Here is a 26,743-nt window from a genome sequence, read left to right on the forward strand (position 1 = left end):
CAGCAGGCATTCAACAACATAACTCCGATGGAGCCCTATCCGCAGACTGGGGGCTTCGAATGAGCCTGCGTACCTTGATCGCCCGCTGCCTGGGAACACGTGATGCGTTGTCCGTTGCACGGGAACAGGCCGCCCACTGGCAACCCTGGTTGCAACCCATCAGCGCCGAGTCTCCCGCCGGGGAAGACCCAGGTTACGACGATGATTTCCAGCGTATGCGCGAAGAGGTCAACAGACTGTCGGGCGCCGATGCCGAGCAGGTTGCCCAACTGGCGCAGAAACTGTTGATGCACCGCTGCAAGGACCTGCGTGTCGCCACTTACTACCTGTGGGCGCGATTGCACAGAGACGGCGAAGTCGGGCTGGCCGATGGCCTGAGTTTGCTGGCGGCGCTGATCGAGTGCTTCGGCAACGAGGTCCTGCCCATTCGCCCCAACAGCCGCAAGATGGCCCTGGAATGGCTGGCCAGCGCCAAGGTGCTGGACACGCTGTCGCTGTACCCGGAGGTGGTCAAGGTCGAGGCCGAGCGTACCGCCGCGGCACTCGCCTGGCTGGAGCGTGGGTTGGATGCCTGGCCGCCGGATCAGCGCCCGACTTTGGAGCCACTGTATGCCGCGTTGTCCGCGAGGCTGGCGCAGTCCGGCGGTATGGACGCATTGGTCCCGCAGAACAGCGCCAGCCATGAGGCGACTGCGCATGGCAGTGCATCGCCCGCAACAGCGATCAAATCCGGACGTGATTTGTTGGACAGCGGTCGGGCCTTGGCCGGGTATCTGCGGGAGCAACCCGAGGGCTGGCTGGCGGCTCACCGCCTGATGAAGAGCTTGCGCTGGGACACGGTGCATCAGGCGCCCCCGCAGGAGGCTAAAGGCAACACGCGTCTGGCGCCGCCTCGGGCTGACTATCGGGCACAGCTCAAGCGCTTGTACCTGCAGCAGAGCTGGACTGAATTGATCGAACAGGTCGAGCGGATCTATGCCGAAGGAGTGAACCATTTCTGGCTGGACCTGCAGTGGTACCTGTATCAGGCCTTGAGCAAACAACCGGCGCCGCAGGATCGCTGGGCCGATATCATCAAGCGTGATCTGGGGATGTTTCTTGAACGCCTGCCGGGTCTGGAACTGCTGTGCTGGACCGATGGCAGTCCGTTCGCTGATGAGACCACCCGCGAATGGATTGCCCAACACGTCAGCGGCAATCAACCCCGGCAATGGTTGCCTGTCCCGTCTGTAGCGGCGGCCAGCGGCGATGGCGACATCCTGTCCCTGGAGGGCGAGGCCGTGGCCCAGGCCGACAGCGACGGTGTGGACCACGCGCTGGCCTGGCTGGCCGCACGCCCTGGCGTCGACACCGGGCGCCAACGCTGGCTGCTGCGCCTGCTAATGGCGCGGGTTGCCGAACAGTACGGCAAGAGTGACCTCGCCATCCATCTGCTGGGGGAGCTGGACGCTACGGCGCAGCGACAGGCCTTGGCCGAGTGGGAGCCGGCGTTGAATTTCGAGGTCAAGGCGCGGCTGCTCAAACTGTTGCGCTTGAAGGCTCAGCGCAACGATGCCGACAAACCCATCCTGGCGCGACGGATGGAAACCTTACTGGCTGCACTGGTGGCCATCGACCCAGTACGCGCCGCAGTGCTGTGCGGCTGACCCTCATTCATCAGGATTCTTTCTTTGGACACGGACAATCTGACACTGCGCTACTTCGATGCCGAAATGCGCTATCTGCGCGAGGCCGGCAAGGAGTTCGCGGACGCGTTCCCGGACCGGGCGGCGCAGCTCAATCTGGATAAACCGGGTGCGCAGGATCCCTACGTGGAGCGCCTGTTCGAGGGCTTCGCGTTCCTGATGGGACGGCTGCGCGAAAAGCTCGACGATGACTTGCCGGAACTGACCGAAGGGCTGGTCAGCCTGCTATGGCCGCATTACCTGCGCACCATTCCGTCATTGTCGGTCATCGAACTGGAGCCCGACCTTGAGCAGATGAAGCGCTGCGAGTTGGTTGCTCAGGGTTTTGAGGTGCTGTCTCAACCCGTCGGGCCGCAGGGCACCCGTTGCCGTTACACCACCACTCAGGACCTGACCCTGCGGCCACTGGCGCTGACGTCGGTGGGGCGGGGCCATGAACCGGATGGCCGCTCGCTGCTGCGCCTGCGCTTTACCTGTGGCGCATTGACCGATTGGAGCCAGCTCGACCTGAGCCGTTTGCCGCTGTACCTGAATGCCGACGCACCGTTGGCCAGCGCGCTGCATCAGGCGCTGACCCTGAACGTGCAAGCGTTGTACGTACGCTGCCCCGGGCAAACCGAACGCCGACCCTTGAGCGGCCATTTTTCCCCCAAGGGGTTTGCCGATGAGGACCGTTTGTGGCCCAAGGGCGACAGCGCGTTCAGCGGTTATCAGTTGTTGCTGGAGTACTTCACCTTCCGCGAAAAATTCATGTTCGTAACCCTGTGTGGGTTGGAGCAGTTGGAGATAGCGCCCGGCACCCCTTGGTTCGAACTCGAGGTCGTATTGCGTGAGCCCTGGCCGCCGACCTTCGACCTGAGCCGCGAGCACATCCGACTGCACGCTGTGCCGGTAATTAATCTGTTCCCGATGGAGGCCGATCCGCTGACCCTGGCGCCGTTGCAAACCGACTACCTGTTGCGTCCCATGCGATTGCAGGATGGCCATACGGAAATCTATTCCGTGGACCGGGTGACGGCCTCAAAGAACGCCGAACGTCAGGATTACGTACCGTTCACCAGTTTCCGCCACAAGGGCGGCATGCTGCGTGACGAGGCGCCTGAGCGTTACTTTCATACGCGCCTGAAGCGGGCCGCCAATGGCTTGCATGACACCTGGCTGATCCTGGGCGGCGAGGGCTTTGATAAGGACCGTTTGCGCGAGCGCGAAAGCCTGTCGTTGCGCTTGACCGGCACTCACGGTCAGTTGCCGCGCAAGGCGCTGCAAAGCACCTTGCTCGATACCGTGGTGCAGTCCACCCAGGTCGGTTTGCGCGTGCGCAATCTGTGTGCGCCGACCCCGCCGTGCTACCCGCCGAACCGCGATCGCTTTCACTGGCGAGTGCTCAGTCATCTGGGCTCGAACTTCCTGCCGATGCTCGACAACGCTGAGGTGCTGCGCGGCACGTTGGCGTTGTACGACTGGACAGGCAGCGAACTTAACCGGCGTCGCCTGGCGGCGATCGTCGAGGTCCGTCACCACCTGATCCAGCGTTTCGAGAAAGGCTTTCTGCTGCGCGGGGTGGATATCGAAATCACCCTGGATGCCAATGGTTTTTCGGGGGAGGGCGACATCAGCCTGTTCGGCGAAATGCTCAACCGCTTCTTTTCCTTGTACGCCGACATTCATCTGTTCACCCAGCTCACGCTGATCCTGCAACCTACTGGAAAGTGCCTGCGATGGAACGAGAAACACAGTCAGCGTATTCCCGGTTGAAAGCTGCCGGTTTGCTCGACGCTCTGCGGGAGCAGGTCGCCGAGGCTAATCTGTACCGCTTTTGTCAGTTGCTGGAGCAGGCCTTGCCCGATCACCCACCCTTGGGCAGCACCGCTCACCCGGCCGATGACGCAGTGCGCTTTCGGCCCGATCCGGGCATGGGGTTTCCAGCGGGCGAGTTGAAGGCCATTGAAACCGATGAGGAGCATCCGGAGCGTCCGGCGACGGTGCGCACCCGTTTGCTCGGCTTGTACGGGGTCGACTCGCCCATGCCCACTGTCTTTCTGGATGACATTGCCCAGCGTCGTGAAGGGCATGAAGCGCTGGAAGCGTTTCTGGATATTTTCAATCACCGGATCTTCACCCAGTTCTATCGGATCTGGCGCAAGTATTCCTACCCGGCGACGTTCGAAGCGGGCGGCACCGATGCCACTTCACAATGCCTGCTAGGTCTGATCGGCCTGGGCATTCCCGGCACCGCCCGGCACATCGACACGCCGGTTTCGCGTTTTCTCGCTTTGCTCGGTGTGATGCGCCTGCCCACGCGCAATGCTGAAGGCGTCGTCGCGCTGGTCAAGTTGTTGGCCCCCAACACCCTGGCCCAGGTGACCCCGCATTGGCCGCAGGCTATTGCGCTGACTGCGCCGGCCAGACTTTGCGCCCGGCGCCCGGTGAGTTTGTACCAAGGCACACCGCTGGGACCGGTCGGCCGAGACGTCAACAGCCAGCTGAGCCTGGCGCTGTTTACCGAAGACGCGCTGGAAGCCAGTGGCTGGTTGCCCGGTGGCGCGTTGCACAGCGATCTGTTGGTGCTGCTGCGTGTGTACCTGGGGTGGCGGTGCACCGCGAAACTGCAGTTGTCACTGCCGGTACACAGCCTGCCTGCGCCGGTGCTGGGCCAGGCGCCCATTCGACTTGGCATGACCGGTGTTCTGGGCTTGGGGTGCGATGCCTGGCAGGCGGCGGAACACGACACCGTCACGATCAACCTGGGCCGCTACCAAGGTCTTTCGATTAATCCCCGGAACAGGGAGACACAGCATGTCGCGTACCGTTTTTAGTCTTTTGATGCTGGCGGCGTTTGCGCTACCACTCGGTGGTTGTGGGCTGGCCCAGACCGTCGCGGATGGCACGGCATCCACCGCCAAGGCGATCTTCTACAAGCAGGTGAAAACCCTGCACCTGGATTTCAGTGCGCGCACGGCGCTGAACACTGACGCCACGGACATGAGCGCATTGTCGGTGCCGACCCTGGTGCGGGTGTACCAATTGCGCGACCACAAAGCGGTGGAGCAGGCGACCTATGAGGGTGTGTTGGGGCATGACGATCAACTGCTGGCCAGCGTGTTGCTGGACAAGCGGTCGGTCGTGGTGAAACCCGAGGAGGGCGCGCAGTTGAACGTGCCGATGCACAAGGATGCGCGGTTTGTCACAGTGGTGGCACTGTTCCGCAGCCCCGATACCCGGATGAACACCTGGCGCCTGACGCTGACGCGCGATGATCTGGATCCGGATCGGGCGAGGGTGATCGAACTGGGGGATAACCGCCTGACCCTGCGGCCCTTGGCGAAGGAGTGAACCATGACCGAGTACAACCCTTCGCTATACGAAATGCTGCTGCAAAATTTCTCGGGTGAACTGGACCTGCATCGCGTCAGCGAGGAGGACCAGCACATCCTGTCCGTGCTGGACAATCTGCAGCGCATCCTCAACAGCCGCGCTGGAGCGATCAGCCATCTGCCGGATTATGGGCTGCCGGACATGAGCGTGATCCTGCAAGGGTTACCCGCCACAGCCCATGGATTGATCGGCACCATGAACAACACTTTGCTCAAGTACGAACCGCGTCTGGCGGCAGTCGCCATCGAACTGCTGCCCCAGGTACTGCCGGGGCATCTGGAATACGCCCTGGACATGCAGTTGAAGGATGGGCAGCGGATGAGCTTCGGCACCACCCTGGCGCCCGAGGGCAAGGTGTTGGTGCGCCACTTGAAACGACAGCACTACCTGTCGAAGCCTTGAACCGATAACGGAAGGGAAGCTGGATGACGGCGTTGTTTGAAATGCGTATTCGAGTCGGCGGCGATCCGCGCGGCTACGGCGAGTTTACGGCTTTGCGCGATGAGTTGGCCAAACTCAGCCACCCCGCTTGCCCTGATGTGGACTGGGGCAGGGTGGAGCAGTTGTGTCTGGCGCTGTTCCAGCAAAACGGAGCGGACCTGCAAACGGCCTGTTTTTTCACCTTGGCGCGTGGTCAGCGTTTCGGACTGGAAGGCATCACCCAAGGCGTGGTGTTGCTTGAGTCTCTGGGTCGGGAGTGGTCTCGGTTGTGGCCACTGATGGAGTCGGTGCGCCTGGATCTGGTGGAATGGTTGTTTGATCAACTGCAACTGCTGCTGCGCGGTCTGGTGATGACGGCAAACAGTGGTCCTGAGCTAGTTCAACTGGATACCCAGTTGGCGCGTTTGCAGGCGTGTTTGCTTCTTCAACTGCCCAGTCCGCTGCTGGCGTTGCAGGCGCTGCGCTATCAGGTCGGTGGTTTGATCCAGCGCCTGGAGCAGAGTTATTCATCGGGCGGAAGGGGGCTGGTGGCCTTCGGGGTTGCGGCGGTAGCACCGGTCGTGATTCTGCCGCCTCCTGAAGTGGAATCGCGCAGGCCTCGTATGGTCATGTCGTTGTTCGCCGGGGCGTTTCTCGTTGCCCTGGTCATAGGTGTCTGGCAGACATGGCTGTCAGGTCCAGACCATGAAACCCTCATGCCCGAGTCTATGAGATTGGACAGCCTGTCCCTGTTCGATTCCGGCAGCGCAACGTTGAAGCCTGGCTCGACCAAGGTGCTGGTCAATGCGTTGGTCGGCATCAAAGCCCTGCCGGGATGGTTGATCGTAATCGCCGGGCATACCGATGCATCGGGAGTTGTCGAACAGAACCTGGCCCTGTCCCACGCCCGTGCCTCAGCCGTGCGGGACTGGATGCAGAGCATGGGCGACATTGCCGACAGTTGCTTTGCGGTGCAGGGCTTCGGGGCCAATCAGCCGATTGCCAGTAATGAGACCGAGGCTGGGCGCTCGGCCAACCGGCGTGTGGATATTCGTTTGGTGCCGCAGGTTGGGGCTTGTGAGTCGGCTGCTTTGGTGGGGGACCGCCAAACTTGATGAGTGGGCAATGCTGAACACCGTGATAACACTGTCGGCGCGCAGCGCTGACGGTTGTTAGCTGAGCAATTGCTCACAACAAGTTCTGCGGATCATCACGAGGGCCTGGGAGCCGCTAGCGCCGCGTCTACTTTGCTGGGTGGCCAAAATACAGACCTCTTCAGGCCGACAGCGCCTTCATTAAACCGCTGGTACCGAGAATTTTCATGACTCGCTTCAAGTTATAGGCGAGCACGTTCAAGCTCATCTCGGCGCTTACCCCGTTGAGCTTTCGCGTCAAGAAGTGCGTTGCCCCCATCCATTGTTTGAGCGTCCCGAAGGGATGCTCGACCGTACGCTTGCGGACTCGCATCATCTTCGGCGCGTTGCTCAGCCTGTTCTGCATTTCCTCCAGTACGGCTTCATGCTCCCAGCGTCGAACCCGCCGTTCCGTACTCGGTGTGCACTGCGGTTTCATTGCGCAGCCTCTACATTTCGAATTCCAGTAACGGTGTAGCTTCATGCCTTTTTCAACGTACGAATAGTGCCAGATCAACGCCTCTCCAGCCGGGCAAATGTATTCGTTTTTTGCCGCGTCATAGAGGAAGGCATCGTTATTGAAACGCCCGTCAGCCTTGGCTCCTGAGGTCATCGGCTTGGACACATAGGCGGTGATGCCTGCATCGTGGCAAGCCAGGATTTGTTCGCTTTTGAAGTAACCTCGGTCAGCCACCACCGACAACGTATCTGACGCCATCGCCGCGCGGGCCTGCTTGGCCATCGAGCTGAGTTGATCGCGGTCAGAGCCGACGTTGGTCACCTCGTGCGCAACGATCAAGTGGTGCTGAGCATCGACCGCTGTCTGCACGTTGTAACCGACGATTCCCGTGCCGCGCGTCATCATGGAGCGGCTGTCTGGATCGGTCAGTGAGACCTGTTTATCGGGGGATTCATTGAGCTGGATTTCGATCGCCTGAAGCTCTTTCATTTGAGTTTTGAGCTTGGCGATTTTCTCTTCCAGCCGCACGGCACTGGGCTCGGAAGTTGTTGGTTCTTGCCGATCGGCAGCATCGAGTGCCGTTAGGTAACGGTTGATGCTCGATTCAATTTCTTCCATTCGCCGCTTCAGTTTGGCGCTGGTGAAATTGCGGTCGCGGTTGTTGACTGCTTTGAATTTACTGCCATCAATGGCGACCAGATGTTCTCCGAACAGTCCCAGCTGCTGGCACAGCACAACGAACTGGCGACAGACGCCTCGGATGGGCTTGCTGTTGTCTTTTCGGAAGCTGGCGATGGTCTTGAAGTCGCGCACCGGATTGGTATCGCTGACGTAGTCGTCGAGGCTCTCGGGAAGTAAGGTGCCTTGGCCTCGATGTTCACCTTGGATAAAGCGCTTCATGGGCGATCCCTGCGATGAAATCCTCAGAAATCATAGCAAGGGTTTGCGAAGGCGTTTTTACACACTCTGGGCCGTTTTCTGCCTGTCACAAAGGACTTAAAACGACTGTGAATTTAACCGGTCGACGCAACAGATTGGCTAAATCGTTCAGCGGCATGTCGCATGTCTTTTTCAGGGGCCGATTGTTCGGATGACGTGCCTCGCCTTGTCGTTGGATCAATGACGAATCAATCTGGCCGTCGCACTGACAAATACCAGTAGAAAGATCAACCCGCCCAACGCGAATGGCAAACTGCTCAGTTGGGCGATCGCCCCGATAAATACGGGACCTATCAGAATCCCTGCGTAGCCCATCGAGATGACAGCGGGGATGGCTACCGCCTGTGGCATTCGTTGCTGGCGACCTACAGCGGTAAAGAGCACAGGGACGATATTTGAGCATCCAGCACCCACCAGCGCGTAGCCAATCAGGGACGCGGCCCAGCCATCGATTCCAAGCGACACGATCATGCCTGCGGCTGCGCAGAGTCCGCCAAGCGCAACGACGCGCACGCCGCCCAGTTTGCTGACGATGGCATCTCCTGTCAGGCGGCCCACAGTCATCGCAGCGGCGAAGGAGGCGTAGCCCAAGCCGGCGATGCTCGGCTCCAACCCGCGATTCGAGACAAGGAAAACCGCGCTCCAGTCGAGCATTGCACCTTCAGTGAGGAAGACGATGAAACAGAGCACCCCTAAAAACAGCACGATCCCCCTGGGTACCGCGAACAATGGCCCGCCCCGTTCAGTGCCATATGTCAGCAAAGCAGGCGCTGCCTTGTAGAGCGCTCCTAAGACGGCGGCAACGACACATATCGCAGCAATCAACGGATGCAGGCCCAGGGTCAGCAAAGCGGTCATCGCCCCGGCGCCCAATATGCCTCCGACGCTGTAAAGGCCATGGAAGCCGGACTGAAGTGCCTGCCCGCTGTTTTTCTCGACGATGACGGACTGTATGTTCATGGCGCAATCAAGCATGCCCATGCTGGCCCCGAAAACAACGACGGCGATGACCAGTCCGGGCAACCACGCCACGGTGCTCAACAGTGGAAAAACGGCGCACAAGACAATCGTCGCCCAGATGACGACCGGGCGGCATCCATAGTGTGCGGTGAGATATCCAGCGAAGGGCATGGCCACAATAGATCCACCGCCCAGCCCAAGCAGCAACAACCCCAGGCCGCCATCGTCCAGGCCAGCGCGGGCTTTAACCAATGGGACCATAGGCGCCCATGCGGACATGAGTAAGCCTGCAATCAGGAAGGCGACGCGTGTAGACATCCGCTCGCTGTGGTTAGCCGTGGGTACCAACACCCGCGATGGCGCATTCATAATTCTCGGTAATCCTTATCGATGATGTTCGCCATCGTTTGTTCGGCTTGGACAGTGCGGAAAACTTAGCGCCTGCGCTCATACGTCGCTCTATAACTGCTTGGCGCGACGCCAAAGAAATCACGGAAGCGCATATGGAAGTTGGCGAAACTGCAGAAGCCGGTCGCAATCGCGATATCGGTGATAGGCCGATTGCTCTGCAGAATAAGTTGCCGCGCTCGAGTCAAGCGCAGCTCAAGGTAGTAACGCGTGGGTGTAGCGCCGACGAAACGGCAGAAGCGACGTTCCAGTTGTCGTCGGGAAATGTTCACACACTCAGCTAGTTCGTCGATCGATAGCGGCTCTTCGATGTTCTTTTGCATCAGTTCCAAAGCGAGCTTCAGGGTCTGGGGCAAGGTGGGGTCAGAGTCAACTATGACAGTCGATATCCCGGAGACTTCAGAGGTTTGGTCGCAACTGAGTATTTCCTCGACAGCATGGGTCACTGACACGCCTTGTTTAGCGGTGATGAGCTCCAGCATCATGCGTAACGAGCTACTGGCGCCGGCGCACGTGATACGGTTTCGATCGATTACGTGCGTTCGACGAGAGACCAGCACCTTGGGGAAGACATCCTCCATCATCGCTCGTCCGTCGGGATGGAAGGCACACTCGACGCCGTCCATCAGTTGAGCTTCTGCCAGAAAAAATGCCCCGTTCCACAAACCGCCCATGGTCGCGCCAAGGGAGGCGGCGTTACGCAGCTTGCGCCGTAATAGCGAGTCGCTGATCAGCTTCACGCGCAATCCGCCGACGACGATGAGAACGTCGATCCAGTCCGGTAGTTGTGGTAGCTCCAGGTCTGCTGAAATCGCAATTCCCAGGTCGCTCATCACCAGACGGCTCCTGATGCCCACAGTCAACACATCAAACGCCGGTGTATCGCTAATCAGGTTCGCAGTCACCAGCGCATCGATAGCGCCGGTGAACGACATCATCGAGAAATTGTTCAATAGCACGAACGCTACACGAGTCACCGCCTGCGGCTTTATTGGTTTCTGCGCCGTATAGGAGTACCCCATGTTCTTGTCTTTGAGCACGCTCTCGAATACGAATGGCATAAATCCTCTTTGACCACTGACCGAATAGCCGGGATACCGTAGCGCAGTCTAGGCAGCGGTTTTTGGAGCTGACAGCAACAAAGCAAAGAGTGATTGGCAGTCATCACTGCCGGGCAATTTTTCAACACTGTTCTTGATGGCATTGCTGAGTGTGGTCCCCAAGCTGTCATCAGCCAGCAAATGGTATTTAGCGGTGAATTCGTCACTCGACATAGGGTGGCCGGGGTCGCCCTTGGCCGTCGCGGTCGGGCTGGTAAGACGCGTGCCGTCTTTCAGGGTAACCGTGACGCGAGACAGAATTTCCTTCGGGAACCGAGCGGAAAGGTCAGGCGCCTCATGAAGGGTTATTTTCGCGCTGACACTCAAGATGTCTGGCGCATGAATGGAATCCCCGGTGACCTCTTTAGGCCCGAGCTTTCCGCGAACGATCAAGGCAGCCAAGGGAAACGCCAGCGCATACTGGGCCTCGTCGGCATTCTTCGGAAAGTGCCCCTGCAAACACACAGACTCGTGGAACGTTTCAACATCAATGGTCTCGATCAACTCGGCAGTGATGACGGGATGTGCCCGCATCAAATCACTCATGGCTGTGAGCGCCGGTTGCGCCCAGCGACATACTGGCCACGGTTTGAAATATTGCTCGTCGATCTCCCAGCGGGTTCCGATGTCCTGCCAGAAAGTGGAAGTTTCCAAAGGTTCAACGGTGGCGGCAGGAGCGCCAGTGACACCGAGCTGTGCCATCAGTAGTGCATTCAGTCCGGCATACGCGCCGGCACCGTGGGCATCACGCAACATCGTCGGGAAGCTCACCAGTCGCATCATCGGACACCTCGGACCAAAGTATTCCGCGATACCCAGCGCATGACGGAACGTCGTTTCATCAAGCTTCAGCAAGCGGGCGCCAGCGCAAACAACCCCGATCCCGGAAAAAGCCCCTGAGGCATGATATTCAGGGGCAGTAGCCATCAATGCCTGGCCCGCCCGTAACGCGGTCTCGTAACCGATGCACAGTACGCTGAGGAATTCTTCGCCGCTGATGTCTTTGCCCTGACCGAGATACGCATCGACCAACGCAACAATGGCCGGGACAACGGTTGCTCCCGCATGCCCCTTGGAGGTGAAGTGACCTTCATGTGCATCCAGGCTATCAACGCAGAAACCGCCTGCATATGCGGCGCCCAATGGATGGACGGATCTGCCGTCGAACCAGAGGCGGCTGGACAATTTGCTGGCAGCGTAATGGGTGTCAGCGTAGGTTTTGAGCATCACGCTGGTTTGATTGTCGCGAGCACCGGCGGCCACACCAATGATGTCGAGCAGGCAGGTTTTAACCAGCTCGCGAGTATACAGGGGCGCGTCCTTGTAACTGAAATTCTGGACGAATGAATACAACTGCATTTCATGATTCCTGAATGATGAACACCGAAGCGGATGAAAAAGTTGCCCGGGGAAGGGCAACCTTTTATGCAGATTCAAATGACGGGACTAGTTTTTTGCGGTGGCGGTATTGGCCGCGGCGCGTGCGTCTGCCAGCCAGATGTCGTATTTCGCGCGATGGGCCGCAATCCATTCTTTGGCGTGACGAGTAATGTCAGCTGCACTTTTTTCGCCATTGTGCATTTTCAGATTTTGCGCGCTTTCATCGTCGGTAGTGATCTGCATTTCAGACAGGAACTTCACTGCAGCCGGATTTTTCTCGGCGAACTCTTTATTGATAACCGCTCTGACACTGTCTACCGCGAAGCCCAGGTTTTTACCATTGAAGGTCGTGTTGACATCGTTTTTGCCACCTGGAAGATCCGTACGGGGCACGGTCAACCACACAACATCTTTACCTTCGACCAAAACACCGGAGATCCACTGAGGTACCCAAGTGTAATAAAGAATCGGCTTGCCTTGTTTATAGCGAGCGATGGTGTCCGCCATCAAGGCAAAATAGGAGCCTTGGTTATTGGAAACGGTCTTCGTCAGGTCATAGGCTTTCATGTGGTGCGCAATGATGAGCTCACAGCCCCAACCTGGGTTGCAACCCGTGAGGTCAGCTTTACCGTCACCATTGGCATCGAACAGTTTGGCAATTTCCGGCTTCTGCAAATCTGCGAGCGAGCTGATGTGGTGTTCGTCGGCCGTTTTTTTATCAATCATGTAGCCCTGCAACACGCCCGGCATGATAGAGCCGGTTTTCACCATCACCTCATCGCCGCCAGCCTTCTCGTAGAAAGACTTGTGCAGTTCCTCCCACAGATGCACCGAGAAATCCGCGTCACCATTGGCAATCGCAACCATCATGGTGGAATACTCGGTTTCCTTTGGTGTTTCAACGTCGTAGCCCAATTCTTTGAGACCCGCCATTGCAATCTCTCCACGAAACCGCTCTTCGGCGATCGATGGAAAGATCGGGGTGATGGATACACCTTTTCCGGGTTCCTGCGCCGTCGCGGCCGATGCGAACACAGGTGATACCGCTAAAACTAAAAGCGCCACAGAATGAATGAATTTCTGTTTTATTCCGAAGGTTGTGAAGTTCATTATCGTTTACCTTGGCTGTTAAGAAGTTGGCATTTCTTTTGGTTCACAACGCGCCGCTAAGCGAATTAACTTTCTTTGGGACTAGCTTCGATCTTTGTAATGGAGTTCTTTCTTTTCAGACGATAAACGACACCCGCTGGACCGGTCTGATACCAGTGTTCGCCTTTGGTTGCCCTGTTACTGCGTTCGCCCATGGCCTGGGTCAGGCGGTCGAGGAAAATCGCCAGCAGTACCAGGCCCAGTCCACCGACGGTCGCTAAGCCCATATCGAGCCGGCCAATCCCGCGAAGTACCATCATTCCCAAGCCCCCCACCGAAATCATTGATGCGATCACGACCATGGAAAGTGACAACATCAATGCCTGATTCAGACCGGCCATGATCGTCGGTGCCGCCAATGGAAGTTGGACCCGCCTCAGCATCTGGCGAGGGGTGCATCCAAAAGCTCGGGCCGCCTCGATCTTGTCTTCCGGTACCTGGCGAATGCCCAGATTGGTAAGCCTGACCAATGGCGCTACCGAAAAGATGATCGTGACCAGCACCCCAGGTACGTTGCCGATACCAAACAGCATCACCACGGGTACCAGGTAAACAAATGCGGGCAGTGTTTGCATGGCATCGAGTACCGGCCGCAGAAGCATTTCCAGCCGGTCACTCCGGGCACACAGGACTCCCAGCGGTATGCCAATAACGGCGCAGAAGAACAGTGAAGTGAGCACCAAGGCGAGGGTGACCATGGCGTCACTCCATACGCCGATCACTCCCAGGAGGGTGAGGGTGACGAAACAAAGAATTCCAATCTTTTTCCCTCCCACCTGCCAGCCCAGGAGCGTCGCACAAATAATGAATATTGATGGAGGAATTGCCAACAATCCGAACTGAATTCCGTTAAGTACCTGATCAATTGGCCATCTAATCGAACGGAATATCTCGCGGAAATTATGAACCAGGTAATTCAGGGCAACTTCTACCCATTGGCCCAAAGGGACGTTGAGGGATTGAAACGGGTCTAGAAAACTGAATTCGTTCATGTCATCACCTGAATATCCGAGCCTGGCAAGCGAGCAAATAGAGATTATTAGTGCCGGCTCATTGTCTGAAGCAGTAGGCTCTTGGAGATCGTGCCTTTGAACACACCCTGACGATCCAGCACAGCAACTGGATTAATGGCATCAGCAACAATGTGAAAGACGTCCTGCAGGAGTACATCGTCGCGCAGCGTAGGCGTAGATTGATCCATGGCATACGGATGCTCGGCACAGATCTTGGCAACGTCGCCAGCTTTGAGGATCTTCGAGGCATCAAAGCCTTTGAAGAAAGCTCTGACGTAATCGTTCGCGGGGCTGCAAAGCAGCTCTTGCGGGGTACCGATCTGTACCACCCGGCCACCCTCCATGATTGCAATGCGATGGCCGATGCGAATCGCCTCTTCAATGTCATGGGAGATGAAGATGATGGTGCGATGCTGTTCTGCCTGCAGGCGGATCAGTTCGCCCTGCATTTCGTGGCGAATCAACGGGTCGAGTGCCGAGAAGGCTTCGTCCATCAGCAGGATGGCGGGGTCATTGGCCAGCGCTCGGGCCAGGCCTACCCGCTGTTGCATACCGCCGGACAGTTGGTGCGGATAGCTGTAGGCGTGGCCATCGAGCCCCACCTGTTTGAGTGCATCGAGTGCACGCTTATGCCGTTCACTTTCCTCGACGCCCGAGATTTCCAGGCCGAAGGCAACGTTGTCGATCACACTCATGTGGGGCATCAGGGCAAACGACTGGAACACCATGCTCATGTCTTTGCGGCGAACGCTGAGGAGATCAGCATCCGACAGACCGGTGATTTCCTGGCCATTGAGATGAATGGTTCCCGAGGTTGGCTCGATCAGGCGATTGAACAACCGCACCATCGTCGACTTCCCGGAACCGGAAAGCCCCATGATGACGAAAATCTCTCCACGTTTTACGGAGAAACTGGCATCAAAAACGCCAACGACTTGCCCGGTTTTGCTGAAGATTTCACTTTTATCAGCACCGCGAGCCAGCATCTCCATCGCGAGCTTTGGCTGAGCACCAAAGACTTTGTAAATGTTTTTTACCGAGAGTATCTCGTCACCAAGACTCATAACCCCTCCTGCTGCAAATACGACGTAAGATCAAGAATTTGGATATACGTATCTTGATCAGTGAAGACGGTGCTTATGGGGGCAGTCAAGCGGGGAGAAAGGTTGCGAGTTAGTCATTGTGACCATCCTCTTTATTATGTGATGTTTATTATTCTTGTTTTATCGGCGCTGTATTAATCGCTGCCTTGAGACCCAAGTTATTACCTTATAGAGTCAGCGTCTAACAACATTTCTTCCCGCCAATCAATAACGTCATGTTATCAATAAATGAATCGTGTCAATTTGCGACTACGAAAGTACTGTTTGCGAAGGCGACTACTGCTGGCCCTGTCTTAGACCCTCTGTTTCAGCTACGCTCCGGCGTAGGCTCTAGGTGGAACCTTCTCGCCGATCTCATCGCTAACGGCCCTCCAAACGGCCCCGAACCGGATATTCAATACTCTAGGTTATGGTTAAGCACATCGATCCAGACATGACGCTGCTGAAAATGCCGTCCCTGAAAGCAGTGAAGTCATTCGTAGCCGCTGCCAAATACCAAAGCTTTACGCGTGCGGCTGAAGCGCTGTGCGTTACGCAAGCGGCAATCAGTCGTCAGATTCGGGAGCTTGAAACGTACCTTGGGGTGGATCTCTTCAAGAGGGTGGGGCGAGCAGTCGAGTTGACGGAAGCCGGATCGATCTTTTTTGATGCAGCACAATTATCTTTCGTCAACATTTCCCAGGCGGCGGAGCGCATTCGCACCAACAATGCAGGCAAGCGCACATTAACACTTTGCTGTTCTCCGGCGTTTTCAGCCCTCTGGCTCGCAGCGAAGTTGCCAGGTTTTTTTACCAGGAACACAGACATCGACCTCAATCTGGTCACCACTCAAAACTTCCTGTCGATGGAACCGGGTGTCACTCCAGACATCTTCATCACCAAAATGGCCAGGATTCAGGATGGTTACCGCAGTTATCCGTTGTTTCACGACGTCATCTATCCGGTGTGCACACCTCGTTACAAAGAGGAGCACCCTGAGCTGTCCAGCCTCGAAGGATTACGCGACGGGGTTTTGCTTAACCTAAGCCCATATGGCAGATCCCAGGTGGCGGAGCACGTTGATTGGGGCGTTTGGCTGGCTTATCACGATGTTGATATCGAAAAACGCCCCCACGACAGCCCTCACGTTTTCAACGCCAACGACTACAACCTGGTCATCAGCATGGTACTGACCCATCAGGGCGTAGCCCTCGGATGGAATCATCTGGTTGCAACCCTGGTTGAAAACGGCACGCTGATTCGGCCGATCGAAGAGGAAGTGGTTCTCCATGAAAGTCAGCACTATCTGACATTTCGTGAAGACCGGATCAATGACGACGCTTGTTGCCGGCTACGCGACTGGATTCTGGCCCAGTTTTCCTGAGCCGCCTGGAAGAAAGGAGCACGGGCAGTGGCGGGGAGGGAGTGTGGATTGAAGGTCCGAATCAAGATACCGGTGGTGATCATTCGTGGTTCTCACCACCGGCAGTCCTGCACTTAGCCGACAGATCTTAACGGGATCGTGTCATTGAGCTGCTCAAGCATCGTTTTGCAGTACCAGTCATCAAACTGGCACACACCGATTTCGCTGGCCACCGATAAAGGGCCTGGCTCGAAAGCTGGAGAGCTGACACCCACCTGTGCGCCTTCAACCAAGGTGCGATCCTGGTCATTGGTTGCAAGCCAAACCTTGGTCAGGCGATCGATGTCGTAGTCGACACCTTCCTGCGCGTCTTTCTTGACGAGCCATTTTGTAGTGACCATCGTCTCGCCTGGACCGATGGGCAGAACGCGGAAGCTCAGCGCGTGATCGCCCAGAAAGTGGTTCCAGGTGGATGGATAGTTGAAGTAAAGCAGCGCACCGATGTTGGCTTCACCGGTAGTATCCAAGCGACCGGCAACCGCAGGCTTGCCATCCATGGTGTAGCTGACGGCCCCGGAAAAAAGGGGGATGCGCGTCATGCGGAAGCGACCGTCATCATCCATGACCAATCGGCTCGGCAAACCTGCCGCCTCGCAGCGATCCCAATGCTCTTTGAGTTCGAGATCTTCATCGCCTCCAGCGCCGCCCACTGATGGGTTGTCCACGAATGAGTGCATCAATTCCGGGTGAGTAAAATCGCAGTGGTAGCACTCGCGGTTGTTCTCGAAAACCAGTTTCCAGTTGCCTTTTTCGATGATGTTCGACTCAAACGCGACTTTGCAGTCGTCCAGGTTATGCGGCGCAACGAAAGGGGTGACGGATTTTCTGAACGACGAAAAGTCTGGGGCGATATCTGCCACGCACACGTAGATATACGTTTCGACCACCTCACAGTGCACGGACTTCAACCCATGCTGAGACTTGTCGAAATCGTCCGCCATGTTGCCGGCGAACAGCAGGCGGCCATCCAGTTCGAATGTCCATTTGTGGTAAGGGCACACCAGCTTGGCGACCTTGCCGCTGGCTTCCGGGCACACCTTGGAACCGCGATGGCGACAGGCGTTGTGAAACGCACGAATCTGCCTGTCTGCACCGCGCACGATAGCGACAGGGTAATCGCCGATTTGCAGCGACAGGTATTGACCCGACTTCTCCAGCTCAAATGTGTGCCCTGCGAAGATCCAGCTTTTGTGCCAGATCCGTTCCAGATCCTGCCTGTAAACGTCGGGATCGCTATAAAGGGCACCTGGCAGCGCGTGGTCAGGCTTGCGCTGCGCGATTAGATTTGAAACTGCCGATTTAGTGCTCACGGTCAACACACTCCAAAATACCAAGGGGGCGACACATTCAGCCTGCTCAGCGAGATGAGGCCAAACGGTCTTGAGTTCGCAGTACCGCCTGTGGATGCAAGCCCATCAAACCGTGCTGCTTCTATCCGCGAACCGGAACGTTTTGCCACGTCCAGAAAGCGTCTTAAGCAAAATGTACCTTCTTGGATGGCGGTGCCATCCGTGCACTCATTTCGTTCGAGTCCTTATTAAGGCAGACAATTCTGAAATGCCGATGTTTGCATCCGGGGCAATGTTGCTACAGCACCTTATTCGACCCCGAACAAACAGTTTCCAACTAATGGAACGAATGTACGAGAAATTCTATTTTCCAATTCGTCAGTAGAATATCGCTGTTGTAAGGCTACGACGGCAATCATGCATCAACAAGAAACATTTACTCTTATCAATGCATAATCAAATGTTATCGATTGAGGTCTTGGCATCGGCAAGGAAATTTCAAACTATTGAAAACAAAGGAAAAGATATTTTCAAGGGCGTGTGAAGCATCCATCTGAAAATGTATGCGCGGGAAATACACTCTATTGACCGACTTCTTGGCCCATGCCAGTCTGGATTCAACAGTTAAGCAAAGTGCCGCAATTGATCTCGTGTTTGAGCAGGGGGAACCGTCCCGTGAAAACATGAAGATTCTTGTCGCGCCTCAAGGCATCAAAGCTGACGCGTTCGTTGATCTCCCACCTAACTCGCATTCGGAGCATTTATCTTGAAATTTGAAGGTATTTATACGCCAGCAGTAACTCCTTATAACTCTGATGGGGAGATTGACTGGAACGTGTACTCGGAAGTTTTGGAGTCGCTGATCGAGGCGAAGGTGCACGGCATTATTATCGGTGGGTCGACCGGTGAGTATTATGCGCAGACTGCGGAAGAACGCACCGAGTTGGCAGCCTACGCCAAAGATGTGATTGGCACTCGGGTGCAACTGATCGTCAGTACCGGGGCGATTCGCACCGAAGATGCGGTTCAGTACGCCAAGGATGCCAAAGCGATCAAAGCGGACGCCATTCTCGTCACGTCCCCGCCTTATGCGCTGCCAACCTCACAGGAAAACGCGATTCACGCGCTGACTATCGATCGCGCAGCAGGCTTGCCGATCATGCTTTACAACTATCCGGGACGCATGTGCGTTTCGATGGATGAAGAATATTTCACGCGTGTCAGCCAATCGAAAAACGTCGTCGCCATCAAGGAAAGTTCCGGCGACATGGGTCAGGTGCATATGCTGGCCCGGCAGTTCCCCAACATCGCCTTGTCCTGCGGATGGGACGACCAGGCCCTCGAGTTTTTTGCTTGGGGCGCCCGCAGTTGGGTGTGCGCAGGTTCTAACTTCCTGCCCAGGGAACACGTTGCGCTTTATGAAGCCTGCGTGATCGAAAAGAACTTCGATAAAGGCCGTCAAATCATGTCGGCAATGATGCCGCTGATGAATGCCCTGGACGGTGGCAAGTTCGTGCAGTCGATCAAGTACGGCTGCGAAGTTGCCGGATTGAACGTCGGTAACGTGCGCCTGCCATTGCAGCCACTGGAAGCGGACGAAAAGCAGAGTATCTCGTCGGTCATTACTGAACTCAAACGTAACGTAGCCAATATTTCTTCGGGAGCCAGCCATGGGTGATCTTCTGAGCAAGGCCGAATATGCCGCGCTGGCCAAAGACATTGCGTTGCCGTCCAAGGCGTTCATCAATGGCGCATTCAAGCCTGCGATCTCTGGCAAAACCTTCGCCACGAACAACCCGGCGACCGGTGACTTTTTGACCGACGTCGCAGCGTGTTCGTCCGAGGATGTCGACTTCGCGGTGAGCAATGCCAAGGAGGCCTTTGAGGATGGACGCTGGAGATCTGTTTCTCCGCGGGAGCGCAAAGCGGTCCTGTTGAAGTTTGCAAATCTGCTTGAAAGCCATCAACACGAACTGGCTGTCCTCGAAAGTCTCGATAGCGGCAAACCGGTCAGTGAATGCCAGTTGGTCGACATCCCGGACACCATCCACACGATCCGCTGGCACGCAGAACTGATTGACAAGATTTACGACAACACCGCTCCGGTGGGCAGCGACGCGCTGACCATGGTGGTTCGGGAGCCAATCGGCGTGGTGGGCTGCGTATTGCCCTGGAACTTCCCGCTGCTGATGCTGGCCTGGAAAATCGGCCCGGCGCTCGCTGCGGGCTGTTCGGTCATAGTCAAACCTGCTGAGCAAACCTCGCTGACCACGTTGCGTGTCGCGCAGCTGGCGTTTGAAGCCGGCGTACCTGCCGGCGTACTCAACATTGTCACCGGCACGGGCAAGGACGTCGGTGAACCGATTGGTTTGCATAACGATGTCGACATGGTCAGCTTCACCGGCTCCACCGCGACCGGCCGTCGTTTCCTGCATTACGCCGCCGATTCGAACCTGAAACGCATCGTCCTCGAGTGCGGCGGAAAAAATCCGGCCGTGGTGATGGACGATGCCCAAGACCTGGATCTCGTGGCTCAGCATGTCGTCAATGGCGCGTTCTGGAACATGGGCGAGAACTGCTCCGCAACTTCTCGTCTGATCGTCCATGCATCGGTTAAGGACGAGCTGCTGAAGCGCATGGGCGCCTACATCCGCGAATGGAAAATGGGCGATCCACTCGATCCGGAAAACCGCGTAGGGTCGCTGGTCAGCCCTGAGCATTTTGCCAAAGTGAAGTCGTACCTTGAGCACGCCGCCGCCGGAAAGCTTGAAGTGGTTTACGGTGGCGCGACCAAAGACGGCGCCTTTGTAGAGCCGACGGTGATTGACGGTGTCGGTCGAGACAACCGGCTGTTCCAGGAAGAGATCTTCGGCCCGATTCTCTCGGTCACCACCTTCAACACGATCTCCGAAGCCATTGCCCTGGCCAATGACACGGTCTACGGCCTCGCGGCCTCGGTATATACCGGCAGCCTGCGGCGGGCAATCAAGTTGTCGCGAGAAATTCGCGCGGGCATTGTCACTGTGAACTGTTTTGGTGAGGGCGACGCATCGACACCCTTCGGTGGCTACAAGGAGTCGGGCTTCGGCGGTCGGGACAAATCCATTTTCGCCCATGACCAGTACACCGAAATCAAAACCATCTGGATCGATGTGTCTGATCGGTCGGATGAAGAGACCGAAAAATGAGCACCCATACCATCAAGCGCCTGCCGGTAGATACCGGGGTTTCAGGTTGGGAGGCGATTTCCGAACGCACTGCGCCTGTCCGCATGCTTGATGGAAATGTGACGGCGGACTGGCTGATTATCGGGGCCGGTTTTGCCGGCCTGTCCGCCGCTCGCAGACTTTCACAGCTGCACCCCGGTGACAGCATTGTCGTGGTCGATGCTCATGAAGTCGCCAAGGGGCCGGCGGGCAGAAACTCTGGTTTCATGATCGATGTGCCGCACAGTCTGTCGTCCGGGGAATACTCGGTGGCGAGTGAGTCTGCAACGGCGCTGGAAATTGCGCAGAACCGCTTTGCGATTGCTTTTGCCGCTGCCGCTGCGCGGGAGTACGGCATGTCTGCCGACACGTTCGACCCTTCCGGGAAGATCAACGCGGCCGCCACTGAGCGGGGATTGAAACTGAACGTCAATTACGCTCAATCCCTTGAACGTATTGGCGAGAAGTTCCAGATGTTCGATGCTGCGCAAATGCGCGAAATCACCGGGTCTACCTATTATCACGGTGGGATATACACGCCGGGCGCCGTGATGATTCAACCCGCGCAATACATTAGAGACCTGGCAGCAGGGCTCGAAGGGAAAATCACGCTTTTCGAACGCTCTCCGATTGTTGAGTTGACCAGGCAGGGTAGCGGTTGGAGCGCTCTATCTCATAACGGGACGGTGCATGCACCCAAGGTCATCCTGGGGGTTAACGGGCACATTGAAGACTTTGGCCATTATCAAGGACGACTGTTGCACGTCTTCACTTATGCCTCCATGACGGCCGCGTACAGTGATAATGAGCTCAGGAAAGACGTACCCGGCAAAGCTAAATGGGCCTTGTTGCCGGCGGACCCAATGGGCGCGACCGTCCGCAAGATCTCTTCAGACGGTCTCTCGCGTATCGTCATCCGGACCAAGTTCACCTATGACCCGAGTATCCAGGTCACTCCAGAGCGGGTAGCGGCGGTGGCCAAAGAACAGCGACACTCCCTGGATGCGCGCTTTCCCGAATTGAAATCCACCGCGTTGGAATTCAGTTGGGCCGGCCGTCTGTGTCTGAGTCGTAACAGCGCCGCTGCATTTGGCGAGATTGAAGAAAACCTGTACTCGGCTTGCTGCGAAAACGGACTGGGTACTGTGAAAAGCACCCTGGCCGGTGTGATGGCTGCGGAGTTGGCCTCGGGTACGCGTTCGGAGTTTCTCGATAGCTTCAGTCACGCGCCAGGCCCCAGCAAGCTACCCCCCAGGATAATAACGAAACTGGGCGTCAGTTCGGTTATTCGCTGGCACGAGTTTTGGGCCGGACGAGAAGGCTGACAATTTCAAGTCGTCGGCTATCTACCGACTTCAAAGTCTGATCGGAACGATCTACGAAGGAAAGGTTGATTGAATAGCGACCGAACAAAAAATATTGTGCATTTAGCGACGCCCACCGTTGCTGCTAATCCCGGGATCGCGAGGCCCCAACTCGGGATTTTCCTCTGCCTGCTTTCAATGCTGATTTTCGCCAGCCAGGACGGCGTAACCAAGGTGCTGGTCAAAGACTTCCCCGTCGCCCAACTGGTCATGGTGCGTTATTGGGTGTTTGTCGTTTTTGCTCTCGGATATGCCGCTTACCTAGGCAGGGGCCAGGCAACGTTTCGCAGTAAGCACCCTTGGCTGCAAATCATTCGAGCGCTGTTAGCCGTGGGTGAAACACTGCTGTTTGCGGTGGGGCTACGATATTTGGGGCTGGCCGAAATGCACGCACTTTATGCCGTATTTCCGCTGATGACACTGGCTTTGGCGGGGACCGTGCTTGGGGAGTTCATAGGTCTACGGCGCTGGATTGCGGCGGCCATAGGATTCACCGGCACACTGGTCATCCTCCGGCCAGGCGCGGGAGTTTTTGAACTCGCGGCGCTGATCCCACTGCTGGCTGCTTTGGCGTTCGCGGTATTCAACGTACTGACGCGTCGAATCAGCCAGCACGACTCCTTTGCTACGAACATGCTCTTTATGGCGTGTGTGGGTGCCTTGACGGTCACATTTGCGGGGCTGCCTGCATGGGTTTCTCCGACTCCGATCCAGGGCCTCTTGATGGGGATTCTGGCATTGACGGGAGTCGTCGCACAGATTCTCTTCATTCAAGCACTGAAATACGCGACGGCTTCAACCTTGCAGCCTTTCAACTATGCGCTTCTGGTGTTCGCCACGTTGATTGGTGTAATCGTTTTTGCCGAGCACCCGGATACCTGGTTGGTTGTTGGCGCAGCGTTGGTGATTATCGGTGGGCTTTATGCGATCAAAGCGAAGGCGTGAGCATTCAACCGGACTGCCATGGGCTCAGGGATTAAATCCCACCGCAGAATCTTGCAGCGGAGGAGGGTAAGTCCCTCCCTCCGTTGCAGCTCGCGCGGATTCGATCAAAACGGCAGTGGTAGTTTCGCCGTGCGCCCCCCATCCACCACCAGCACCTGCCCGGTGATGAAGGCCGATGATTCGCAGGCCAAGAAAACGACTGCCCCACCCACATCCGCTGGCAACCCGGTACGTCCGACCGGGTGAAGGCGCAGGAGTGCCTGGCGAGCCGTACGCGGATCCGCTTGAGCTGAGAGGTATGCATCACTCAGCTCGGAGTTGATCCACCCCGGAGCAATGGCATTGCAGCGAATGCCGTCGCGGCCGAGATCGATTGCCAAGGCTCGAGTCAGCCCATGGATGCCCGCCTTGGACGCACAGTACGCGGCATGTTCAGGGTTGGCGCCTATCCCTTCGATCGACCCGATGTTGATAATGCTGCCACCGCCTCGCTGACGCATCTGAGGCACCAACGCCTTACACAGGAACGCGGGCGCTCGCAGATTGACAGCCATCATGCGATCCCAGTCCTGCTCGGTCATATCATCGACGGACTTCTCGAACATGAACCCGGCGTTGTTGACCAATACATCGATTCCGCCAAGCTGCTCCTGGGCAAACTGTGCAATCAAACTCGGTGACTCCATCGAAGCGAGATCAGCCTCGACGAAACAGACTTGAGGGTGATTCTGCAAGTCGGCGTCCAGTGCCTGACGCTGAGCGATCAACACAGAAGCTCCCGCCTCCAGCAGTTGTTCGGTGATGCCTCGGCCAATCCCTCTGCCGCCCCCGGTCACCACTACATTTTTACCTTTGAGCATCGCTACTCTCCTTAGCCGGATACCGGCTTGGCGCCTGTGACTTCTACCGTTTCACCGGCGATGTACCTGGCCTCGTCGGACGCCAGGAATGCGATGACATCCGCAATGTCTCCAGGCTCGGCGATACGGCCCAATGGCACGCTCTTGTTCAGTTCCTGCACGGCTTTATCCGGATCCAGGCCTCGACGCTCAAAGCCACTGCGTATCATCGGGGTATTGATTTCGTGCGGGCACACGGCGTTGACACGGATGCCCAAAGGGGCGCAATCGCGGCCCAGATTTTTAGTTAAAGCCGCGACGGCCCCTTTGCTTGTGCAATACGCCACGTGAGCTGGGCCGGGATAAATACCCCATACAGATGATGTGTTGACGATTGCAGCGCCCGGGCGATTTTTCATGTGCGGTATCGCGGCACGGCAGATGAAGAACACCGCATTCAGGTTTACGCCCATGGCGTCGAACCACATGTCGTCAGTGGTTTCCTCAATTGTGCCGCGGGGAATGATGCCCGCATTGTTCAATACAATGTCGATTCCCGAAAAAACATCGACGGCAGTTTGGACAATCGCTTCGCAATATTCTTTACGGCGTAAGTCGCCAGCCACGTAGTGCACTTCAGTGCCAAGGTCACGAACTTTGGCGGAAATTGTTTTGCAACCAGCTTCATCAAGATCAGACAAAACAAGCTTTGCGCCTTCTCGGGCGAACAGTAATGCTAACGCCTGTCCGACGCCCCCGGCAGCGCCGGTGATGATCACCACTTTATTATTAAACTTCATGGCACCTACCTATTATTGTTTTTTGGTAGAACCATTATTTGGTTTTATTGGTTCTCATCGTCTAGCAACTTTTTTATAGGGGCAAAGATAACCTTTTGTTATCTGAAAGATGGAATCGACAGCCGATCATAAGTGACCAGTCGCCCGGCTCGGGCGGTATCCAGTGTGGTAGTTCGTTGTGAGATCGAATGCGGATCAGTGTCTAAAAAATGTACGCCGCTGTACATGCCGTGTACGCCACCGGCTTGAGGAGTGTACAGTGGGGCTGAATTTTTAATTAAAGGTGCAACCCGAATGTCACAGACAGGAAGGGCGAAAACCAAAGCACAGGACGCAGGCTGGCGAGGCTCCGTCGATGGTTGGCTGGACGCAGCCTACGATGCCCTTAAAGAGTCGGGTGTGGATGCTGTGCGGGTAATGCCGCTGGCGAAACGCTTGAATTTGTCTCGCACCAGCTTCTATTGGTTCTATGAAGATCGGGAACAGCTGCTCGCGGCGCTCCTCGCTCGATGGCGGGACAAGAACACCGGCGGTATGATCAGCCAATGTGAGAGTTATGCGGAAAGTATTTCCGAAGCGATTCTCAACGTCTTCGAGTGCTGGGTGAACCCCGAGCTGTTCGACTCACAGTTCGAATTTGCGGTGCGCAGTTGGGCGCTGCAATCGGACGAGGTCAAAGCAGAAATCGCTCTGGCCGATGAGGCGCGAATTAATGCCCTGGCCGCGATGTTCCGACGGTTTGGCTACGACGGCGAGGGGGCCGATGTTCGGGCCAGGACGATCTACCTCACGCAGATTGGCTACATCTCCATGAAAACGAATGAAGATATCATCGTTCGATTTCGACGGATTCCTCAGTACGTGAGCGTGTTTACCGGCAAAGTACCGAAACGGCGCGAGCTGGATCGCTTCTATGGAAAGTTCGGCTACGCAGAAAAGGAGGCCGGCGTTTTCGTTTCGTTGATCGAAACATTCGAGGAGTCCGCTGCCGATGGGGAATAGAATGCTGGGTATCATTGGGGGCACCGGCTGGCTCGGGCGTGCAATTGCCGAGGCGCTCCTCGAAAGCAGTTTCATCAAGCCTGACCATTTGTTGATTTCGAACCGCTCCGGTGTCAGTACCTGCGAGCCAGGTGTGAAGTTGCTCGCCGACAACCAGCAGTTGGTGGACCTCTGCGATATTGTCGTGCTCTCCATCCGGCCGGAGCAGTTTCGCGAGCTGCAGATCAACGCCCGTGGCAAGCTAGTGATTTCTCTCATGGCTGGCGTTTCGGCGGCAGCCATCAGCGCGGCCACCGGGGCGGATGTAATAGTGCGGGCCATGCCGAATGCAGCCGTGGAAATCAGACAGTCGTTCACGCCCTGGTACTGTGTCGGAAACCTTGTTGCACGCGACCGCGAATGGGTGCAGCGTTTATTCGAGTGCGTCGGTGCGGCGGACGAACTGCCTGACGAAGACGGTATTGATTACCTCAGCGCATTGTCCGGGACGGGGCCGGCGTTCCCGGCAATGTTGCAGATGGCGCTGACTAATCAGGCGGTGGCGGCGGGAATTCCTCTTGCCATCGCGCAGCGTGCAGCACAAGGCGTGGTGGTGGGCGGCAAGCAGATGTTGGCCAACCGCGATCCGCGGCAAATGATTGAATCGTTGATGGCATACCGGGGTGTGACGGCAGCCGCGTTGCAGTCGATGGCCGATCAAGACATCGAGTCCATCGTCGGCCGAGCGGTCCAGGCGGGCGCTGAAGTGGCGCGGGGCGGTCTGTAATCGGG

General features: G+C 56.8%; 23 protein-coding genes. 13 read left to right on the top strand and 10 right to left on the bottom strand.

The window, feature by feature from the left end:
* The first annotated feature begins 59 nt into the window (after positions 1-59).
* From tssA to BK665_RS18030, 6 genes are read left to right on the top strand one after another with little or no spacing between them, the layout of a single operon-like run.
* Positions 60-1,646, top strand: a complete 1,587-nt coding sequence (gene tssA / locus BK665_RS18005; RefSeq protein WP_123407788.1) for a type VI secretion system protein TssA — start codon at positions 60-62, stop codon at positions 1,644-1,646.
* Positions 1,647-1,670: 24 nt separating this feature from the next.
* The gene (gene tssF, locus BK665_RS18010) at positions 1,671-3,440 is read left to right on the top strand and encodes a type VI secretion system baseplate subunit TssF (protein ID WP_123407790.1); all 1,770 of its coding nucleotides are present in this window, start codon (positions 1,671-1,673) and stop codon (positions 3,438-3,440) included.
* On the top strand, positions 3,404-4,501 hold the full coding sequence (gene tssG / locus BK665_RS18015; RefSeq protein WP_123407792.1) for a type VI secretion system baseplate subunit TssG: 1,098 nt from the start codon (positions 3,404-3,406) through the stop codon (positions 4,499-4,501). The genes tssF and tssG overlap by 37 nt, the downstream gene beginning before the upstream one ends.
* On the top strand, positions 4,482-5,018 hold the full coding sequence (tssJ, locus tag BK665_RS18020; RefSeq protein ID WP_123407794.1) for a type VI secretion system lipoprotein TssJ: 537 nt from the start codon (positions 4,482-4,484) through the stop codon (positions 5,016-5,018). The genes tssG and tssJ overlap by 20 nt, the downstream gene beginning before the upstream one ends.
* 3 nt (positions 5,019-5,021) lie before the next feature.
* Positions 5,022-5,462, top strand: a complete 441-nt coding sequence (gene tssE / locus BK665_RS18025) for a type VI secretion system baseplate subunit TssE (RefSeq protein WP_123407796.1) — start codon at positions 5,022-5,024, stop codon at positions 5,460-5,462.
* Positions 5,463-5,485: 23 nt separating this feature from the next.
* Positions 5,486-6,595: an OmpA family protein gene (locus BK665_RS18030; protein WP_123407798.1), complete on the top strand. Its 1,110-nt coding sequence runs from the start codon at positions 5,486-5,488 to the stop codon at positions 6,593-6,595.
* A gap of 160 nt (positions 6,596-6,755) precedes the next feature.
* Here the strand turns inward: BK665_RS18030 and BK665_RS18035 are convergent, their stop codons facing one another.
* The 7 genes from BK665_RS18035 to BK665_RS18065 all read right to left on the bottom strand — a co-directional run bounded on the left by BK665_RS18035 (position 6,756) and on the right by BK665_RS18065 (position 15,086).
* Positions 6,756-7,973 carry an IS1182 family transposase gene (locus BK665_RS18035; protein ID WP_123407800.1) on the bottom strand — a complete coding sequence of 406 codons (1,218 nt, stop codon included), beginning with the start codon at positions 7,971-7,973 and terminating at the stop codon, positions 6,756-6,758.
* Positions 7,974-8,189: 216 nt separating this feature from the next.
* Positions 8,190-9,341: an MFS transporter gene (locus BK665_RS18040; RefSeq protein ID WP_123407801.1), complete on the bottom strand. Its 1,152-nt coding sequence runs from the start codon at positions 9,339-9,341 to the stop codon at positions 8,190-8,192.
* 65 nt (positions 9,342-9,406) lie between these two features.
* Positions 9,407-10,441 (bottom strand): GlxA family transcriptional regulator, encoded by a 1,035-nt coding sequence (locus tag BK665_RS18045; RefSeq protein ID WP_123407803.1) that lies wholly within the window; start codon positions 10,439-10,441, stop codon positions 9,407-9,409.
* A 48-nt stretch (positions 10,442-10,489) separates the two neighbouring features.
* On the bottom strand, positions 10,490-11,839 hold the full coding sequence (locus tag BK665_RS18050) for an MmgE/PrpD family protein (protein WP_123407805.1): 1,350 nt from the start codon (positions 11,837-11,839) through the stop codon (positions 10,490-10,492).
* A gap of 87 nt (positions 11,840-11,926) precedes the next feature.
* Positions 11,927-12,970, bottom strand: a complete 1,044-nt coding sequence (proX, locus tag BK665_RS18055; RefSeq protein WP_185076554.1) for a glycine betaine/L-proline ABC transporter substrate-binding protein ProX — start codon at positions 12,968-12,970, stop codon at positions 11,927-11,929.
* Positions 12,971-13,035: 65 nt separating this feature from the next.
* Complete coding sequence (gene proW / locus BK665_RS18060) at positions 13,036-14,001, bottom strand: glycine betaine/L-proline ABC transporter permease ProW (RefSeq protein WP_123407807.1); 966 nt, start codon at positions 13,999-14,001, stop codon at positions 13,036-13,038.
* Positions 14,002-14,048: 47 nt separating this feature from the next.
* Positions 14,049-15,086 (bottom strand): quaternary amine ABC transporter ATP-binding protein, encoded by a 1,038-nt coding sequence (locus BK665_RS18065; RefSeq protein ID WP_123407809.1) that lies wholly within the window; start codon positions 15,084-15,086, stop codon positions 14,049-14,051.
* Positions 15,087-15,534: 448 nt separating this feature from the next.
* On the opposite strand from BK665_RS18065, the gene BK665_RS18070 reads away from it, so the two are divergent.
* On the top strand, positions 15,535-16,488 hold the full coding sequence (locus BK665_RS18070; RefSeq protein WP_185076557.1) for a LysR family transcriptional regulator: 954 nt from the start codon (positions 15,535-15,537) through the stop codon (positions 16,486-16,488).
* A 113-nt stretch (positions 16,489-16,601) separates the two neighbouring features.
* Here the strand turns inward: BK665_RS18070 and BK665_RS18075 are convergent, their stop codons facing one another.
* Positions 16,602-17,837, bottom strand: a complete 1,236-nt coding sequence (locus BK665_RS18075) for an aromatic ring-hydroxylating oxygenase subunit alpha (protein WP_123408421.1) — start codon at positions 17,835-17,837, stop codon at positions 16,602-16,604.
* A 745-nt stretch (positions 17,838-18,582) separates the two neighbouring features.
* Between BK665_RS18075 and BK665_RS18085 the strand changes: the two genes are divergently transcribed.
* From BK665_RS18085 to BK665_RS18100, 4 genes are all read left to right on the top strand, one after another.
* Entirely contained in the window at positions 18,583-19,494 is a 912-nt protein-coding gene (locus BK665_RS18085) for a dihydrodipicolinate synthase family protein (protein WP_123407813.1), read from the top strand.
* Positions 19,487-21,004 (top strand): aldehyde dehydrogenase, encoded by a 1,518-nt coding sequence (locus BK665_RS18090; RefSeq protein WP_123407814.1) that lies wholly within the window; start codon positions 19,487-19,489, stop codon positions 21,002-21,004. Before BK665_RS18085 ends, BK665_RS18090 begins: the two co-directional genes overlap by 8 nt.
* Complete coding sequence (locus BK665_RS18095) at positions 21,001-22,347, top strand: NAD(P)/FAD-dependent oxidoreductase (RefSeq protein ID WP_123407816.1); 1,347 nt, start codon at positions 21,001-21,003, stop codon at positions 22,345-22,347. Before BK665_RS18090 ends, BK665_RS18095 begins: the two co-directional genes overlap by 4 nt.
* Positions 22,348-22,416: 69 nt before the next feature.
* Complete coding sequence (locus BK665_RS18100) at positions 22,417-23,331, top strand: DMT family transporter (RefSeq protein WP_123407818.1); 915 nt, start codon at positions 22,417-22,419, stop codon at positions 23,329-23,331.
* Between the two features lie 104 nt (positions 23,332-23,435).
* On the opposite strand, the gene BK665_RS18105 is transcribed toward BK665_RS18100, so the two are convergent.
* Positions 23,436-24,191, bottom strand: coding sequence for an SDR family NAD(P)-dependent oxidoreductase (locus tag BK665_RS18105; RefSeq protein WP_123407820.1), 756 nt, complete (start codon positions 24,189-24,191; stop codon positions 23,436-23,438).
* 11 nt (positions 24,192-24,202) lie between these two features.
* The gene (locus BK665_RS18110; protein ID WP_123407822.1) at positions 24,203-24,970 is read right to left on the bottom strand and encodes an SDR family NAD(P)-dependent oxidoreductase; all 768 of its coding nucleotides are present in this window, start codon (positions 24,968-24,970) and stop codon (positions 24,203-24,205) included.
* A gap of 294 nt (positions 24,971-25,264) precedes the next feature.
* Between BK665_RS18110 and BK665_RS18115 the strand changes: the two genes are divergently transcribed.
* Together BK665_RS18115 and BK665_RS18120 are read left to right on the top strand one after the other, a co-directional pair.
* A complete protein-coding gene (locus BK665_RS18115; RefSeq protein WP_123407824.1) occupies positions 25,265-25,972 on the top strand; it encodes a TetR/AcrR family transcriptional regulator in 708 nt (235 codons plus the stop codon).
* Positions 25,962-26,738: a pyrroline-5-carboxylate reductase family protein gene (locus BK665_RS18120; RefSeq protein ID WP_123407826.1), complete on the top strand. Its 777-nt coding sequence runs from the start codon at positions 25,962-25,964 to the stop codon at positions 26,736-26,738. The genes BK665_RS18115 and BK665_RS18120 overlap by 11 nt, the downstream gene beginning before the upstream one ends.
* The last annotated feature ends 5 nt before the right edge of the window (positions 26,739-26,743 follow it).

Source organism: Pseudomonas frederiksbergensis (assembly GCF_003732665.1).
Lineage (GTDB): Bacteria > Pseudomonadota > Gammaproteobacteria > Pseudomonadales > Pseudomonadaceae > Aquipseudomonas > Aquipseudomonas frederiksbergensis_G.